The sequence below is a fragment of the Cellulosimicrobium sp. GQ32 genome, assembly GCF_059758455.1.
In genome coordinates, this window is the sequence record NZ_JCAXEP010000003.1 from 128,346 (window position 1) to 142,841 (window position 14,496).

The following is a 14,496-nucleotide window of genomic DNA, read 5'->3' on the forward strand; positions in this document are numbered from 1 at the left end:
GCTCACCGGGGCGCGTGCCGGTCCAGGAAGGCGTACACCTCCGTGGTGTCGACGCCGGGGAACGCGCCGGTCGGCATCGCGGCGAGCATCGACGCGTGCGGGCGGGCGCTCGGCCACGACTGCCCGGCCCAGCGGTCCGAGAGCGCGTCCGGCGGGCGGCGGCAGCAGGCGCCGTCGGGGCACCGGGAGACCAGACGCTCGGTCGTGTCGCGCCCGAGGAACCACTTGACGTGCGCGAACGGGACGCCGACGCTCACGGAGAACTCGCCGTCGGCCGACGCCTGCACGCGCGACGTGCACCAGTAGGTGCCGCTCGGGGTGTCCGTGTACTGGCTGAACGGGCTGAGCCGGTCCTCGACCGCGAACACCGTGCGCGCGGTCCAGCTCCGGCACACGTACTGCCCCTCGACGGCGCCGAGCGGGTCGGCGGGGAAGCGCACGCCGTCGTTCTCGTAGGCCTTGTGGATGACACCCGACTCGTGGACCTTCATGAAGTGCACCGGGATGCCGAGGTGCTTCGTCGCGAGGTTCGTGAACCGGTGCGCGGCGGTCTCGTACGACACCGCGAACGCGTCTCGGAGGTCCTCGATCGAGATCTCGCGCGCGTCCTTCGCGGCCCGGAGCGCCTTGACCGCGTGCCGCTCCGGCAGGAGCAGAGCCGCCGCGAGGTAGTTGGCCTCGACGCGCTGGCGCAGGAACTCGCGGTAGTCGCGCGGCTCCGCGTGGCCGAGCACGTGCGGCGCGAGCGCCTGGAGCAGCGCCGACGTCGCGTTGGACCGCCCGCGCATCCCGTTGCTCGGCAGGTAGACGCGGCGGTGCCGCAGATCGAGCACCGAGCGCGTCGAGTGCGGCAGGTCGCCCACGTAGTGCAGCGTGAAGCCGAGGTGCGCCGCGATGTCCGCCGCGACGCGCTGAGGCAGCGGGCCGCCGGCGTGCCCGACGCCGTCGAGCAGCTCGGCCGCCGCGTCCTCGAGCTCGGGGAAGTAGTTGTCCTGCGCGCGCATCGTCGCGCGCAGCTCCGCGTTGGCGCGGCGCGCCTCCTCGGGGGTCGCGGCGCGTTCGGTGTGCAGCCGCTGGAGCTCGCGCTCCAGGGCGACGATGGTCTCGAGCGCGTCCGTGGGCAGCGACTTGCCGACCCTGACCGGACGCAGCCCGAGGGCGTCGAAGAGCGGGCCGCGCTGCGCGCGCTCGAGCTCGATCTCGAGCGCGTCCCGCCGGGACGGCGCCTCGGGTGACAGCAGGTCGTCGAGGCTCGCGCCGAGCGCCCGCGCGACGGCCTGGAGCTGGGCGAACTTCGGCTCGCGCTTGCCGTTCTCCAGGAGCGACACCTGGGACGGCGCGCGACCGATCGCGGCGCCGAGCTCGTCGAGCGTCATGCCGCGCGCGGTGCGCAGGTGCCGGATCCTGCGGCCGATCGTCAGGGCGTCGGGCTCGCTCTCGAGCGGGATTTCCGCATGTTCCGCAATTCCGGCCGGTCGCGTCGTCGGGATAGCCATGACTGAGAGTGACACGCCCCACTCCTTGCGCACAAGAGAAGAAGTGCAATTCTTTCGCTCGATCTGGCTTGAGACGGGGTTGTCAGCGGGAGGAAGGTCGAAGCACGGACCTCGCCGAGGTCCACCGACCGGCCCGTCCGGTCCGCGCTGCGCGGACCGGCGCACCACCAGGAGGCACCCGTGAACAGGCCCACCATCGTCAGCCGCCGCTCCCCGTCCGAGTACGCGGGCGGCGCCCGTCCGCTCGGCACCGTCGCGACGACGGCGGACGTCGCGGGCCACACCCCGGACCGCCCCGGCTCCCGCCCCGGCGACCAGACCCAGACGGCGGCCGAGATCGCCGAGCAGTGGGCGACCGATCCGCGCTGGGCCGGCCTCCAGCGCGACTACACCGCGGACGACGTCGTCGCGCTGCGCGGCTCGGTGCGCGAGGAGCACACGCTCGCGCGACGCGGTGCCGAGAAGCTCTGGGAGCAGATCCACACCGAGGAGTGGGTCGCCGCGCTCGGCGCGTTCACCGGCAACCAGGCCGTGCAGCAGGTGCGTGCCGGTCTCAAGGCCATCTACCTGTCCGGGTGGCAGGTCGCGGCCGACGCCAACCTCTCCGGCCAGACGTACCCCGACCAGTCGCTCTACCCCGCCAACTCCGTGCCCGCCGTCGTGCGCCGCATCAACAACGCGCTCCTGCGCGCGGACCAGATCGAGACGGCGGAGTCCGGTGCGCCGAGCCGGGACTGGCTCGCCCCGGTCGTCGCCGACGCCGAGGCCGGGTTCGGCGGCCCGCTCAACGCGTACGAGCTCATGCACTCGATGATCGCCGCGGGCGCGGCGGGCGTGCACTGGGAGGACCAGCTCGCGTCGGAGAAGAAGTGCGGCCACCTCGGCGGCAAGGTGCTCGTGCCCACGAGCCAGCACATCCGCACCCTCAACGCCGCGCGCCTCGCGGCTGACGTCGCGGGCGTGCCGTCGGTCATCATCGCCCGCACGGACTCGCTCGCCGCGGACCTGCTGACGTCCGACGTCGACGAGCGGGACCAGCCGTTCCTCACGGGCGAGCGCACCTCGGAGGGCTTCTACCGGGTGCGCCCGGGGCTCGACGCCGTCGTCGCGCGCGGCCTCGCGTACGCGCCGTACTCCGACCTCATCTGGGTCGAGACGGGCGAGCCCGACCTCGAGCTCGCGCGCACGTTCGCGGAGACGATCCACGCGCAGTACCCGGACAAGAAGCTCGCGTACAACTGCTCGCCGTCGTTCAACTGGAAGAAGCACCTCGACGACGCCCAGATCGCGAGCTTCCAGAAGGAGCTCGCCGCGATGGGCTACGCGTTCCAGTTCATCACGCTGGCCGGCTTCCACGCCGTCTCGCACTCCATGTTCGAGCTCGCGCGCGGCTACGGCGAGCGCGCGATGTCCGCCTACGTCGAGCTCCAGGAGGCCGAGTTCGCCTCCGAGGCCGACGGCTACACCGCCACCCGCCACCAGCGGGAGGTCGGCACCGGCTACTTCGACCGGGTCGCCACGGCTCTCAACCCCGACGCCGCCACCCTCGCGCTCGCCGGGTCCACCGAGACCGCCCAGTTCCACTAAGCCCCTCGCGAGGTAGAGGAGCAGTCCCGCGAGGTAGAGGCCTGGTCATGACCACGCCTCTACCTCGTGGACCAGGGCTCTACCTCGGCCTACCAGAGCTCTACCTCGCGACATCGACCTTCGGAGCACGCCATGACCACCCTCACCACGACCACCTCTCCCCCGACCTCCGGCCCGCACGCCGAGCGCCCGGGCGCACCCACGCCGTCGGGCACCTTCCGCGTCACCGGCACGCTGCGCGTCACCGGGACGCTGGGCGACCGCTACCGCGAGATCCTCACGCCGGAGGCGCTCGACTTCCTCACGCTGCTGCACGACCGGTTCGTCGCCCGCCGCCACGAGCTGCTCATGGACCGGCAGCAGCGTCGGCAGGACGTCGCGGACGGCATCGACCCCGACTTCCGCGCCGCGACGCGGCCCGTGCGCGACGACCTTTCGTGGCGCGTCGCCGGCTCGGCCGGCGCGCCGGGCCTCGAGGACCGCCGCGTCGAGATCACCGGGCCGACCGACCCCAAGATGACGATCAACGCGCTCAACTCCGGCGCCAAGGTGTGGCTCGCCGATGCCGAGGACGCCTCCAGCCCGACGTGGCGCAACGTCGTCGAGGGGCAGCTCGCGCTGCACGACGCGATCCGCGGGACGCTGACCCACACGACCGGGTCGGGCGACCACCGCAAGGAGTACCGCCTGCGCTCGACGACGCTCACCGACCTGCCGACGATCGTGTTCCGCCCCCGCGGCTGGCACCTCATCGAGAAGCACATGCGGTACGTCGACCGTGCGGGCGTGAGCGTGTCGGCGTCGGCGTCGCTGGTCGACTTCGGGCTGTACCTGTTCCACAACGCGCACGAGCTCGTCGCGCGCGGCCGCGGGCCGTACTTCTACCTGCCCAAGCTCGAGGGCTACCGCGAGGCGCGGCTGTGGAACGACGTGTTCGTGCTCGCCCAGGAGTACCTGGGGCTGCCGCTGGGCACGATCCGCGCGACCGTGCTGATCGAGACCCTGCCCGCGGCCTTCGAGATGGAGGAGATCCTCCACGAGCTGCGCGACCACTGCGCCGGGCTCAACGCCGGTCGGTGGGACTACCTGTTCTCCGTGATCAAGGCGTTCCGGACGCGCGGCGACTCCTACGTGCTGCCCGACCGCGCGCAGGTCACCATGACCGCACCGTTCATGCGCGCGTACACCGAGCTGCTCGTCGCGACGTGCCACAAGCGCGGCGCGCACGCGATCGGCGGGATGAGCGCGTTCATCCCCGACCGGCGCCGGCCGGACGTCACCGAGCGCGCGTTCGAGCAGGTGCGTGCCGACAAGCGCCGCGAGGCGACGGACGGGTTCGACGGGACGTGGGTCGCGCACCCCGACCTCATCGAGGTCGCGCGCGGCGAGTTCGACGCGGTCCTGGGCGACCGGCCGCACCAGGTGTCCCGCCTGCGCGACGACGTCGAGGTGGGCCAGCACGAGCTGCTCGACATCGGCTCGGCCCGCCGCGCCGGGGCGACCGTGACCGCGGCGGGCCTGCGCTCCAACGTCTCCGTCGGGGTGCGGTACCTCGAGTCGTGGCTGCGCGGCGTCGGCGCCGCGGCGATCGACCACCTCATGGAGGACGCCGCGACCGCCGAGATCTCGCGCTCGCAGGTCTGGCAGTGGATCGCGTCGGGCACGCGGACCGAGAACGGCGTGCCGATCACGCGCGACCGCGTCGAGGCGCTCCTCGCCGAGATCGTCGACGACCTGCCGCGCACCCCGGGCAACCGCATCGACGACGCGGCCAACGTGTTCCGCGCCGTCGCGCTGGCCGAGGACTTCCCGACGTTCCTCACCATCGGGGCCTACTCGCAGTTCCTGGTGGGCTCGGAGCCCGACCAGCCGTAACGGCGTCGCCGAGCACGACATGGGGGTCGTAATCCGCTGGATAACGACCCCCATGTCGTGCTCGCGGGCGGGTGGTGTCGTGGTCGGCAGGTCGTGCGTGCTCGACGGCGGTCCGCGTCCCCGAGCGTCCGTCGTCCCCACTCCTGGTGTTGGCAGGCCGAGATGTGGGAGCATCCGGCCACGCACGGCGACACGGTCGTCCGGGCGCTCGCCCGCACGACCCCGGAGCAGCCATGAGCAACCCCTTCGCGCCACCGAGCCAGTCGACCTCGGGAGCGCCCCCCGCGCCGTCGGCAACTCCCGCCGCGCCGACGGCCCCGGCCCCGACGGCGCCCCCGGCGACCTCGCCTCCGGTCCCCACGCCCGGGTACCCCGCTCCCCCGCAGTCCGCCTCGCCGCCGTCGCCGATCGGGCCCGGTCCGGCGCCGATCGGCCACGGTCCCGTCCCGCCAGGGCCGCTCCCGCCAGGGCCGCTCCCATCAGGGCCGACGTACCCCGTCGCCGGACTCCCCGGCCCGCCCCCGCCCGCCGCGCGCCGCGGCCTGTCGCGCACCGCCGTCGGGCTGATCGTCGGTGCCGCGTGCCTCGCGGTGGGCGGCGGCGTCGGCTTCGCGGCCGGTGTCGCGAGCGACGCGGGCGGGCGTATCGCCGACTGGTACACCGAGCCGGTCGAGGACGAGTGGTCCGAGGACTGGTCGGACGAGGACTGGTCCGAGGGCGAGTGGGAGGGCTCCGGGACGCGGGCCGACCCGTGGTTCTTCGACGGCTATACCGTCGCCGGTGAGGAGTGGGAGGTCCTCCTCGACCCGCCGTACGAGGCGACCGCGGAGATCCTCACGCACAGCGACGTCAACGTCGCGCCGCCGGAGGGCACGGAGTACTGGATCGTCCCGGTGACCGCCACGTACTACGGCCCCAGCTCGCAGGTGAGCGCGTGGGGCGCGGTCGACGTCGGCTTCGTCGGCGACGACGGCGTCCATGCCGACGGGCAGTGCGGCGCCGTGCCGGACGCCCTCGTCGGCACGGGCCTCGTCGGGACCGACGACACCGTGTCGGGCAACGTGTGCGTCGCAGTTCCCACGGGCGCACCCGGGCTGTGGACGCTCTCGCTCGAGGGCTACGAGCCCTGGTACCTCACGGCGGACGACCCGCTCGCGAGCTGACCGGCACCCGGAGCACGGGTGCGGTTCGCCGTGCTCTGAGCGCGCCGCGCGGGGGCGGAGAACGCCCCGCCCCCGCGCGCTCAGCCCAGCGCGTGCACGAAGTCCACGCGCTGCGCGGCGAACCAGGCCTCGTTCTCGCGGATCCGGTCCCCGACCCCGCCGTCCCACATGCGCTGCCAGCCCCCGCCGCGGGTGTGTGCCGCGTGCCGCATCGCGTACCAGCTCCGCGCGAACCGCTGCGCGAGCACGTCGAGCAGCGCGAGCCGCTGCGACCGGTCCAGCCCGTACGCCTCGGTGAGGATCCGCGCACGCCGCGGTGCGTCCAGGTCGCGCAGGACCTCCGGCCGCGTCTCCGGCGGCACGACCGGCGCCCAGTAGAGCAGCGTCGTCGCCACGTCGAGCAACCGCGTGGTCGGCGCGGCGAGGTCGAAGTCGATCACCCCGACGAGCCGGTGCGGACCCCGCGGGTCGTCGCCGGCCGGAACGAACAACGCGTTCTCGACGGTGAGGTCGTTGTGCCCGACGACGTCCGGCACGTCGAACACGTCCGGCACCTCCGGGAACTGCACCCGCTCGGGCCACGCGACGCCGTCGGGCAGCACGACGTCGCGCGACACCGCGTGGAGGTCACGCAGCCACTCCCCGAGCTGGACGAGCACGTCCTCGTCGGTCGCCCACGCGTGCGGCGGGCGCCCGCCCATCTCGCCCGGCAGGAACGTCACGACCTCCCGGCCGTCGTCGTCGACACCGAGGAACCGCGGCGCGCGCTCGAAGCCCTCGCGCTCCAGGTGCAGCAGGTACGCCTCGACGGCAGGGCTGTGCGGGCCGCGCGGACGGCGGACGGTGTCGCCGCGCCGGACGATCCCGTCCGACACGTCACCACCGAGCAGGGGGACCTCGACGTCGTCCGCGTCGTCGCGGTACGGGGGCAGATCGGTCATACCCGACACCCTCGCACGTGCGGCAGGCCCGTGACCAGGCCCACCGCGCCGTCGCGCTACGCGACCGCCTCGAACGGATACCGGCGGCGCAGGACGAGCCGCTGCACGAGCGTCCACGTCACCGTCACCAGCAGGTACAGCCCGGCGGCCAGCGGCACGAAGCACGCGATCACTGCGGTGACGAACTGCAGGACACCGAGCGCGTTCTGCAGGCCGGCACCGGAGAGCGCCGCCCCGCCGGGGACGCTCGGCACGGCGTCGGACCCGCGCGCCGTGCGGGGCAGCGCGAGACGCCCCCCGGGCAGGGAGGCGCGGCGCGAGAGCTCGCCGACGAGGGCGATCGCGAGCACGACCACCCCCGCCACGACGACGGTGGGCACGGCGCCCACCCCGACCGCACCGACGAGGTTCGAGCCCAGAGGTGCGCCGAACAGGGTGTGGCCGAGCAGCGCGTTGCCGTGCCCGGCGATCTCCGCATGGAGGAACAGCGCGTAGACCAACCCGACCACGGGCGCCTGGGCCAGCATCGGGAGGCACCCGGCGAACGGCGTCGTGCCCTCCTCGGCGTAGAGGTCGAGGGTCGCACGCTGCAGCTTCTGCGGGTCGTCCCGGTGGCGACGCTGGAGCTCGGCGAGCCGGGGCGCGAGGCGCGCGCGGTCACGCTCCGCCTTGGCCTGGGAGACACCGACGGGCACGAGCAGCGCGCGGACGGCGAGCGTCAGCAGGACGACGGCCGCCGCGGCCGCGGCACCTCCGGCGACGGGTTCGAGCAGGGCGGACAAGGCCATCAGGGCGCGGTAGGCGGCGTCGAGCACGGTGGAGACGAGCGGGAGGTCGAGCAGGTTCATGGTGGTGTCCTCGGTCGAACGTGCGGGGTACGCGTTCGCCGATCACCCTGCGCCGGGCAGGCTGGGGCACACCGCGACACGGTGCGCGCGGGATGCGAGGGAGGGCCTCGGCCGGGTGATCAGCCGAGGAGTCGGCCGGGTGCCCGGGGCCGGGCACTGCCGGGGGCGTCCGGGTCGCTCTGCGTCACGGCGGGACCGACGTCGACCGTGTCGCGCAGCCGGCCCGCCGGGCGAGCCGCCACGCCGAGCGCGAGCGGTGCGCCCCAGCGTGCGGTCATCGCAGCCACCGCCGCGACGAGGGCCGTGGCACCGAGGAGGAAGAGCGTGGCGGTGAGGGTCGACGTGCCGAGCAGGAGCGTGAGCGCGGAGGCGAGGTCCCGCGCGACGACGAGCAGGTCGTTCATCGGGTCGCCTCCTCTCCGGTCGCGGGCCGCCGGGGCCCGTCGTGGAGCCTGTCGGTGGGTTCAGCCTAGGCCACGTCGAGCGCTGCCCACTCGTCGTCGGTGAGCAGGCGCGACCGGATGATGAACCGCACGCCCTCGGGCGCCTCGACGCTGAACCCGGCGCCGCGGCCGGGGACGACGTCGATCGTCAGGTGGGTGTGCTTCCAGTACTCGAACTGCGCGCGGCTCATCCACACCGGCACGGCGAACCCGCCCTCCGCGCCGTCCGCCCCGGCGGGGCCGTCGGTACCGGGGCCCGGCGCGTCGACGACGAGGTCGCCGAGGTGCACGTCGGCGTCGCCGAGCAGGAAGTCGCCCTGCGGGTAGCACATGGGCGACGACCCGTCGCAGCACCCGCCGGACTGGTGGAACATGAGCTCGCCATGGACCGGCCGCAACCGCGCGAGCAGCGCGGCGGCGTCGTGGGTGAGCGCGACCCGCCCCGGGACCGAGCTGGCCGCGCGGGGCGAGGGAACGTCGTCGGGCACGGAAACCTCCTGCAGCAGAGAGCGAGAACGGGATTGCTCACCGCCGAACACGGGGTTGCTGTCGTTCTGACGGCGAGAACGACACCAACCCCGTGTTCGGCGGACAGGGGCCGGGCTCTAGAAGAAGCCCAGCTTCTGGGCCGAGTAGGAGACGAGGAGGTTCTTCGTCTGCTGGTAGTGGTCGAGCATCATCTTGTGGTTCTCGCGACCCACGCCGGAGCCCTTGTACCCGCCGAACGCCGCGGCCGCGGGGTACGCGTGGTAGCAGTTGGTCCACACGCGGCCGGCCTCGATGGTCCGGCCCGCGCGGTAGGCGGTGCTCCCCGACCGCGACCAGACGCCGGCCCCGAGCCCGTAGAGGGTGTCGTTGGCGATCGTCATGGCGTCGTCGAAGTCGGAGAAGTCGGTGACCGCGACGACGGGACCGAAGATCTCCTCCTGGAAGATCCGCATCGAGTTCTTGCCCTCGAAGATCGTGGGCGTCACGTAGTACCCGCCGGCGAGGTCGCCGCCGAGCTCGGCGCGCGTCCCGCCCGTGAGCACCTTGGCGCCCTCGGCCTTGCCGATCTCGATGTACGACAGGATCTTCTCGAGCTGGTCGTTGGACGCCTGCGCGCCGATCATCGTCTCGGTGTCGAGCGGGTTGCCCTGCTTGACGGCCTGGGTGCGGGCGACCGCGTCGCCGAGGAACGTGTCGTAGATCGACGACTGGATGAGGGCCCGCGACGGGCACGTACACACCTCGCCCTGGTTGAGAGCGAACATCGTGAACCCCTCGAGCGCCTTGTCGTAGAAGTCGTCGCGCGCTTCGGCGACGTCGGAGAAGAAGATGTTCGGCGACTTGCCGCCGAGCTCGAGCGTGACCGGGATGATGTTCTGGCTCGCGTACTGCATGATCAGGCGGCCCGTCGTCGTCTCGCCCGTGAACGCGATCTTGCGGATGCGCGGGCTGGAGGCGAGCGGCTTGCCGGCCTCGACGCCGAACCCGTTGACGACGTTGACCACCCCGGGCGGCAGCAGGTCACCGATGACGTCCATGAGGAAGAGGATCGACGCGGGCGTCTGCTCGGCGGGCTTGAGCACGACGCAGTTGCCCGCCGCGAGCGCCGGGGCGAGCTTCCACACGGCCATGAGGATCGGGAAGTTCCACGGGATGATCTGGCCGACGACGCCGAGCGGCTCGTGGAAGTGGTACGCGATGGTGTCCTCGTCGATCTCGGAGATCGACCCCTCCTGCGCGCGGATCGCGCCCGCGAAGTAGCGGAAGTGGTCGATCGCGAGCGGGATGTCGGCGGCGAGCGTCTCGCGGACCGGCTTGCCGTTCTCCCACGACTCGGCGACGGCGATCCGCTCGAGGTTCTCCTCCATGCGGTCGGCGATCTTGTTGAGGATGTTCGCGCGCTCCGTCGCGCTCGTGCGACCCCACGACCGGGCGGCGCCGTGCGCGGCGTCGAGCGCGCGCTCGACGTCGTCGGCGTTGCCGCGCGCGACCTCCGTGAAGGTCCGGCCCGTGACCGGGCTGGGGTTCTCGAAGTACTGCCCGCCCGACGGCGCGACGTACTCGCCGCCGATCCAGTGGTCGTACCGGGACTTGTACTCGGCGATGGCCCCGTCCGTGCCGGGGGCTGCGTAGACCGTCATCGTCTGCCTCCTCGTCGCGCTGGCTCGCAGCGCTCGATCTCGCCGCGCTCCTGGGAGGTCGCCTCCGGGCGGGGAGTGCCCGACGGCGGTGCGCGGCACGGCGCCTCGTCGCGCCGTGGCACGACGCTAGGCACGCGAGGGTTGCAGGACCGTTGCAGCGCCTGTCGCGGTCAGCCGAGCTCGTCGTCGAGCAGGTCGAGGTGCGCGCGGGCGCGGACCCAGAGGGGGCTGCCGTGGTCGGCGACGCGCTGGAGGCGCGTCCACGCGTCGTGGTCCTCGGCGCCGTCGTCGGTGCGGGTCCAGGCGTCGAGGGCGTCGGCGTCGCCCGTCGACACGACGGCCGCGCGGAGCTCCGCCGCGAGCTCGGCGCGCAGGTGCTCGACGGCGGGCGCGCCGGAGCGCGGGAGGAGCGGGGCGCGGTAGGCGGCGACAGCCCCCCGGACGTCGCCGACCGCGAGCCGGTCGCGCACGACGTCGGCGTCCGTGCGCAGCGGCCGCGCGAGCCGGTAGGGACGGGAGCCGGCGAGGAGCGGTCCGGCGACGCGGCGCAGGCGCGAGACCTCCGCGCGCACGGTGACGTCGGAGAGCGCGCCAGGGTGCAGGAGCACGGCGAGCTCGTCGGCGGAGAGGCCGCGCGGGTGGGCGGCAAGGAGAGCGAGGATCTCGGCGTGCCGCAGCGACAGCCGGTGCTCCAGCCCGTCGGGCGCCCGGAGCAGCGGGGTGGTGCCGAGCACGAACAGCTCGGGCCGCCCGTCGGGCGGTGGCGCGGGGGGCGTCCCGACGCGGCCGGTCGCCGTCGTCGCGGCAGCGGCACGCTCGGCCAGCTCGCGCTCGAGGCTCAGCACGGTGGCGCGCACGAGCGAGAGCACGACGCCCGAGGCGGCCGACTGCCGGCCGGTGACGTCGAGGACGCCGAGGACGCGGCCGGTCCCGGGCTCGTGGATGGGGACGGCCGTGCAGCTGAACGCCTGGACGGGCCGCGAGAAGTGCTCCGCGCCGAGGACCTGCACGGCCCGGCGCGCGGCGAGCGCGGTCCCGGGGGCGTTGGTCCCGACGCGCTCCTCGCGCCACACCGACCCCTCGACGAAGCCGACGCGCTCGACCGCGTCCCGCAGCGCGCGGCTGCCCTCGACCCACAGGAGCCGGCCCGCGTCGTCGGACACGGCGACGGCGAGGCCGTCGTCCGCCGCGGCGTCGACGACGAGCTCGCGCACCACGGGCATGACCCCCGCGAGCGGGTGGGCGTCGCGGTAGGCGACGAGGTCGTCGTGGGCGAGCGCGGACTCCGTGCGCGGGCCCTCGGGGTCGACGCCGCTGTGCACGGACCGGCGCCACGAGTCGGCGACGACCGGGTGGACGCCGTGCGGGAGGACGCCGTCGACGAGGAACGACCGGTAGGCCGCGCGGACCGAGCGGGCGTCGCGGCGCGCGTCAGGGCGACGCGGGTGCGCGTCCGAGCGCAGCGGCGGTGCGAGGGTGCGCGACACGGGACCTCCCACGTCGTCGTGCGGTGCTGGGCCCCAGTGTAGGGCGCGCCCGTCGGCCCGCTACCGCGGCGGCCGGCCGGTCGCCGCCCCGACCGTGGCCGTCGCGTCCGCCGCGACGCGACGCAGCCCCGCGAGGACGACGCTCGTCGCCGCGGTGGGCGGGGCGCCGCGTCGCACGGCGGCGTACACCGGGCGCGTCCGGGGCGTGCGCAGGGGGCGCGCGACGACGTCGTAGCGCGGATCGACGGCGAGGCCCGGCAGCAGCGCGACCGACAGCCCCGCCTCGACGTGCGCGAGCAGCAGCTCGTAGCTCGGCAACCGCGCGACCACGTGCGGCTCGAACCCGGCGTCTCGGCACGCGCTCTCGACGAGCGTGGAGAGATACCGGCCCGGCAGGTCGGCGGCCCAGCGCGCGCCCGCCAGGGCGGCAAGGTCGACAGGCCCCTCCCCCGCCGCACTCCCTGCCGACGCCTCCGCCGACGCACTCCTCGGTGCGACGAGGACGACCGGGTCCTCGAGCAGCGGGACGGTCGCGACGTCGGGCCCGGCGAGCCGCGCGCCGTCGAGCAGGTCGGCGGTCACCGCGACGTCGACGTCCGCGCGGCGGAGCGCGGGCCCGCTCTCGCGGGGGTCGAGCTCGACGACCTCGACCTGCACCCTGGGGTGCTCGACGGCCAGGCGTCGCGCGAGGGGGATCACGAGGGCCCGGACGCCGCTCGAGAACGCCGCGACGCGCACGACCCCGGCGGGCTGCCCGTCGGGCTGGGCGAGCTCCGCCTCCGCGAGCGCCATCTGGTCGAGGATCACGCGAGCGTGCCGGGCGAGGGTGCGCCCCGCGGGCGTGAGACTCACCCTCCGCCCGGTCCGCTCGACGAGGCGCGACCCGGTCTCGGCCTCGAGCGCCGCGAGCTGCGCGGACACCGCGGACGGGCTCAGGTGCAGGGACGCACCCACTGCGCGCACGGTCCCGAGGCTCTCGAGCCGGGCGAGGATCTGGAGCCGGGCGGCGTTGAGCACGCGCTCCTCCGTTCCGTGCGGTCGCTTGTGCGGTTTCTCTGCACAGACTGTACGAGAACTCGTGCTGTACGCGCACAGGGCTCCGTCCCTACGCTCGGAGGATGGCCGTCCTCCCGTCCCCCGCCCCGACGACCCCGGACGCCGCGGCGTTCTGGGCCGACGCCGACCGGCACCTCGTGCGGTACGGCGGGCCGTTCACGCCGGAGATCGTCGAGCGCGCGTCGGGCAGCTTCCTCACGACGGTCGGCGGACGGCGGGTCCTCGACTTCACGTCGGGGCAGATGAGCGCGATCCTCGGGCACAGCCACCCGGCGATCGTCGAGACGGTCCGCAGCCAGATCGGCACGCTCGACCACCTCTTCTCCGGGATGCTGTCGCCCCCCGTCGTCGACCTCGCGCGGCGCATCGCGGGCACGCTGCCCGGCCCGCTCGAGAAGGTCCTGCTCCTCACGACGGGAGCCGAGTCGAACGAGGCCGCGATCCGGATGGCGAAGCTCGTCACGGGTCGGCACGAGGTCGTGTCGCTCGCCGGGTCGTGGCACGGCATGACGCACGCCGCGGCCGCGGCGACGTACAGCGCGGGGCGCCGCGGCTACGGCCCGACGGCGCCCGGGAACCTCGTCATCCCCGTCCCGAACGCGTACCGCCCGGACCACCTCACGCCCGACGGCGCGCACGACTGGCGCCGCCAGCTCGACCTCGCGTTCGACCTCGTCGACGTGCAGTCCACGGGGAGCCTCGCAGCGTGCATCGTCGAGCCGATCCTCAGCTCGGGCGGGATCGTCGAGCTGCCGCCCGGCTACCTCGCGGCGCTGCGCGACAAGTGCCACGAGCGCGGGATGCTCCTCATCCTCGACGAGGCGCAGACGGCGCTGTGCCGGACCGGGTCCTGGTACGCGTTCGAGGGTCGCGACGGCGAGGAGCCCGTGGTGCCCGACATCCTCACGATCTCCAAGACGCTCGGCGCCGGCCTGCCGCTCGCCGCCGTCGTCACGAGCGCCGAGATCGAGGAGCTCGCGCACGAGCGCGGCTTCCTGTTCTTCACGACGCACGTCTCCGACCCGCTCGTCGCAGCGGTCGGCAACACCGTCCTCGACGTTCTCGAGGCCGAGCAGATGGACGCCCGGGTACGCGTGCTCGGCGACCGCCTGCGGGCCGGGCTGCTCGACCTCCAGGACCGTCACACCACGATCGGCGACGTCCGCGGGCGGGGTCTGCTCCAGGGCATCGAGCTCGTGCTCGACCGCGAGACCAAGGAGGGCGCCGACGCCCTCGGCGCCTTGGTCACCCGGCGGGCGCTGGACCTCGGGCTCCACATGAACGTCGTGCAGCTCCGCGGCATGGGCGGCGTATTCCGGATCGCGCCCCCGCTCACCGTGAGCGAGGAGGAGCTCGACCTCGGCCTCGACCTGCTCGACCGCGCGCTCGGCGAGGCGGAGCGCGAGCTGCTCGGCTGAGCCGCTCCCGGGCCACCGACGCTGTCGGCGAGGTCAGGTTCCGTGACCTCCCC

12 protein-coding genes are annotated in these 14,496 nt (G+C 74.0%); 4 read left to right on the forward strand and 8 right to left on the reverse strand.

Features of this window, described 5'->3' with window-relative positions:
- Positions 1-2 precede the first annotated feature (2 nt).
- Positions 3-1,496, reverse strand: a complete 1,494-nt coding sequence (locus AC6CH9_RS06730; protein ID WP_375809725.1) for a helix-turn-helix domain-containing protein — start codon at positions 1,494-1,496, stop codon at positions 3-5.
- Positions 1,497-1,676: 180 nt separating this feature from the next.
- Here AC6CH9_RS06730 and aceA point away from each other — a divergent pair, with 180 nt between their 5' ends.
- The 3 genes from aceA to AC6CH9_RS06745 all read left to right on the forward strand — a co-directional run bounded on the left by aceA (position 1,677) and on the right by AC6CH9_RS06745 (position 6,121).
- Positions 1,677-3,083, forward strand: a complete 1,407-nt coding sequence (aceA, locus tag AC6CH9_RS06735; protein ID WP_498154226.1) for an isocitrate lyase — start codon at positions 1,677-1,679, stop codon at positions 3,081-3,083.
- 132 nt (positions 3,084-3,215) lie between these two features.
- On the forward strand, positions 3,216-4,958 hold the full coding sequence (gene aceB / locus AC6CH9_RS06740) for a malate synthase A (RefSeq protein ID WP_498154227.1): 1,743 nt from the start codon (positions 3,216-3,218) through the stop codon (positions 4,956-4,958).
- A gap of 233 nt (positions 4,959-5,191) precedes the next feature.
- The gene (locus AC6CH9_RS06745) at positions 5,192-6,121 is read left to right on the forward strand and encodes a hypothetical protein (RefSeq protein ID WP_498154228.1); all 930 of its coding nucleotides are present in this window, start codon (positions 5,192-5,194) and stop codon (positions 6,119-6,121) included.
- Between the two features lie 80 nt (positions 6,122-6,201).
- On the opposite strand, the gene AC6CH9_RS06750 is transcribed toward AC6CH9_RS06745, so the two are convergent.
- From AC6CH9_RS06750 to AC6CH9_RS06780, 7 genes are all read right to left on the reverse strand, one after another.
- Positions 6,202-7,062, reverse strand: coding sequence for a phosphotransferase (locus tag AC6CH9_RS06750; RefSeq protein ID WP_498154229.1), 861 nt, complete (start codon positions 7,060-7,062; stop codon positions 6,202-6,204).
- A gap of 56 nt (positions 7,063-7,118) precedes the next feature.
- Positions 7,119-7,910, reverse strand: a complete 792-nt coding sequence (locus tag AC6CH9_RS06755; RefSeq protein ID WP_498154230.1) for a YidC/Oxa1 family membrane protein insertase — start codon at positions 7,908-7,910, stop codon at positions 7,119-7,121.
- Between the two features lie 119 nt (positions 7,911-8,029).
- A complete protein-coding gene (locus tag AC6CH9_RS06760; protein ID WP_400573662.1) occupies positions 8,030-8,314 on the reverse strand; it encodes a DUF6412 domain-containing protein in 285 nt (94 codons plus the stop codon).
- Between the two features lie 65 nt (positions 8,315-8,379).
- Entirely contained in the window at positions 8,380-8,841 is a 462-nt protein-coding gene (locus tag AC6CH9_RS06765) for a DUF779 domain-containing protein (RefSeq protein WP_498154231.1), read from the reverse strand.
- Positions 8,842-8,958: 117 nt separating this feature from the next.
- The gene (gene adh / locus AC6CH9_RS06770) at positions 8,959-10,482 is read right to left on the reverse strand and encodes an aldehyde dehydrogenase (protein ID WP_498154232.1); all 1,524 of its coding nucleotides are present in this window, start codon (positions 10,480-10,482) and stop codon (positions 8,959-8,961) included.
- A 170-nt stretch (positions 10,483-10,652) separates the two neighbouring features.
- Positions 10,653-11,969 (reverse strand): helix-turn-helix domain-containing protein, encoded by a 1,317-nt coding sequence (locus AC6CH9_RS06775; protein ID WP_498154233.1) that lies wholly within the window; start codon positions 11,967-11,969, stop codon positions 10,653-10,655.
- A 60-nt stretch (positions 11,970-12,029) separates the two neighbouring features.
- A complete protein-coding gene (locus AC6CH9_RS06780; RefSeq protein WP_498154234.1) occupies positions 12,030-12,986 on the reverse strand; it encodes a LysR family transcriptional regulator in 957 nt (318 codons plus the stop codon).
- A gap of 101 nt (positions 12,987-13,087) precedes the next feature.
- Here AC6CH9_RS06780 and AC6CH9_RS06785 point away from each other — a divergent pair, with 101 nt between their 5' ends.
- The gene (locus AC6CH9_RS06785; RefSeq protein WP_498154235.1) at positions 13,088-14,443 is read left to right on the forward strand and encodes an aspartate aminotransferase family protein; all 1,356 of its coding nucleotides are present in this window, start codon (positions 13,088-13,090) and stop codon (positions 14,441-14,443) included.
- Positions 14,444-14,496 lie beyond the last annotated feature (53 nt).

Coding starts and splice junctions, on each gene's coding strand:
- AC6CH9_RS06730 (WP_375809725.1), bottom strand. CDS start 1,496: ATGGCTATCCCGACGACGCGACCGGCCGGAATTGCGGAACATGCGGAA.
- aceB (WP_498154227.1), top strand. CDS start 3,216: ATGACCACCCTCACCACGACCACCTCTCCCCCGACCTCCGGCCCGCAC.
- AC6CH9_RS06745 (WP_498154228.1), top strand. CDS start 5,192: ATGAGCAACCCCTTCGCGCCACCGAGCCAGTCGACCTCGGGAGCGCCC.
- AC6CH9_RS06750 (WP_498154229.1), bottom strand. CDS start 7,062: ATGACCGATCTGCCCCCGTACCGCGACGACGCGGACGACGTCGAGGTC.
- AC6CH9_RS06755 (WP_498154230.1), bottom strand. CDS start 7,910: ATGAACCTGCTCGACCTCCCGCTCGTCTCCACCGTGCTCGACGCCGCC.
- AC6CH9_RS06760 (WP_400573662.1), bottom strand. CDS start 8,314: ATGAACGACCTGCTCGTCGTCGCGCGGGACCTCGCCTCCGCGCTCACG.
- adh (WP_498154232.1), bottom strand. CDS start 10,482: ATGACGGTCTACGCAGCCCCCGGCACGGACGGGGCCATCGCCGAGTAC.
- AC6CH9_RS06785 (WP_498154235.1), top strand. CDS start 13,088: ATGGCCGTCCTCCCGTCCCCCGCCCCGACGACCCCGGACGCCGCGGCG.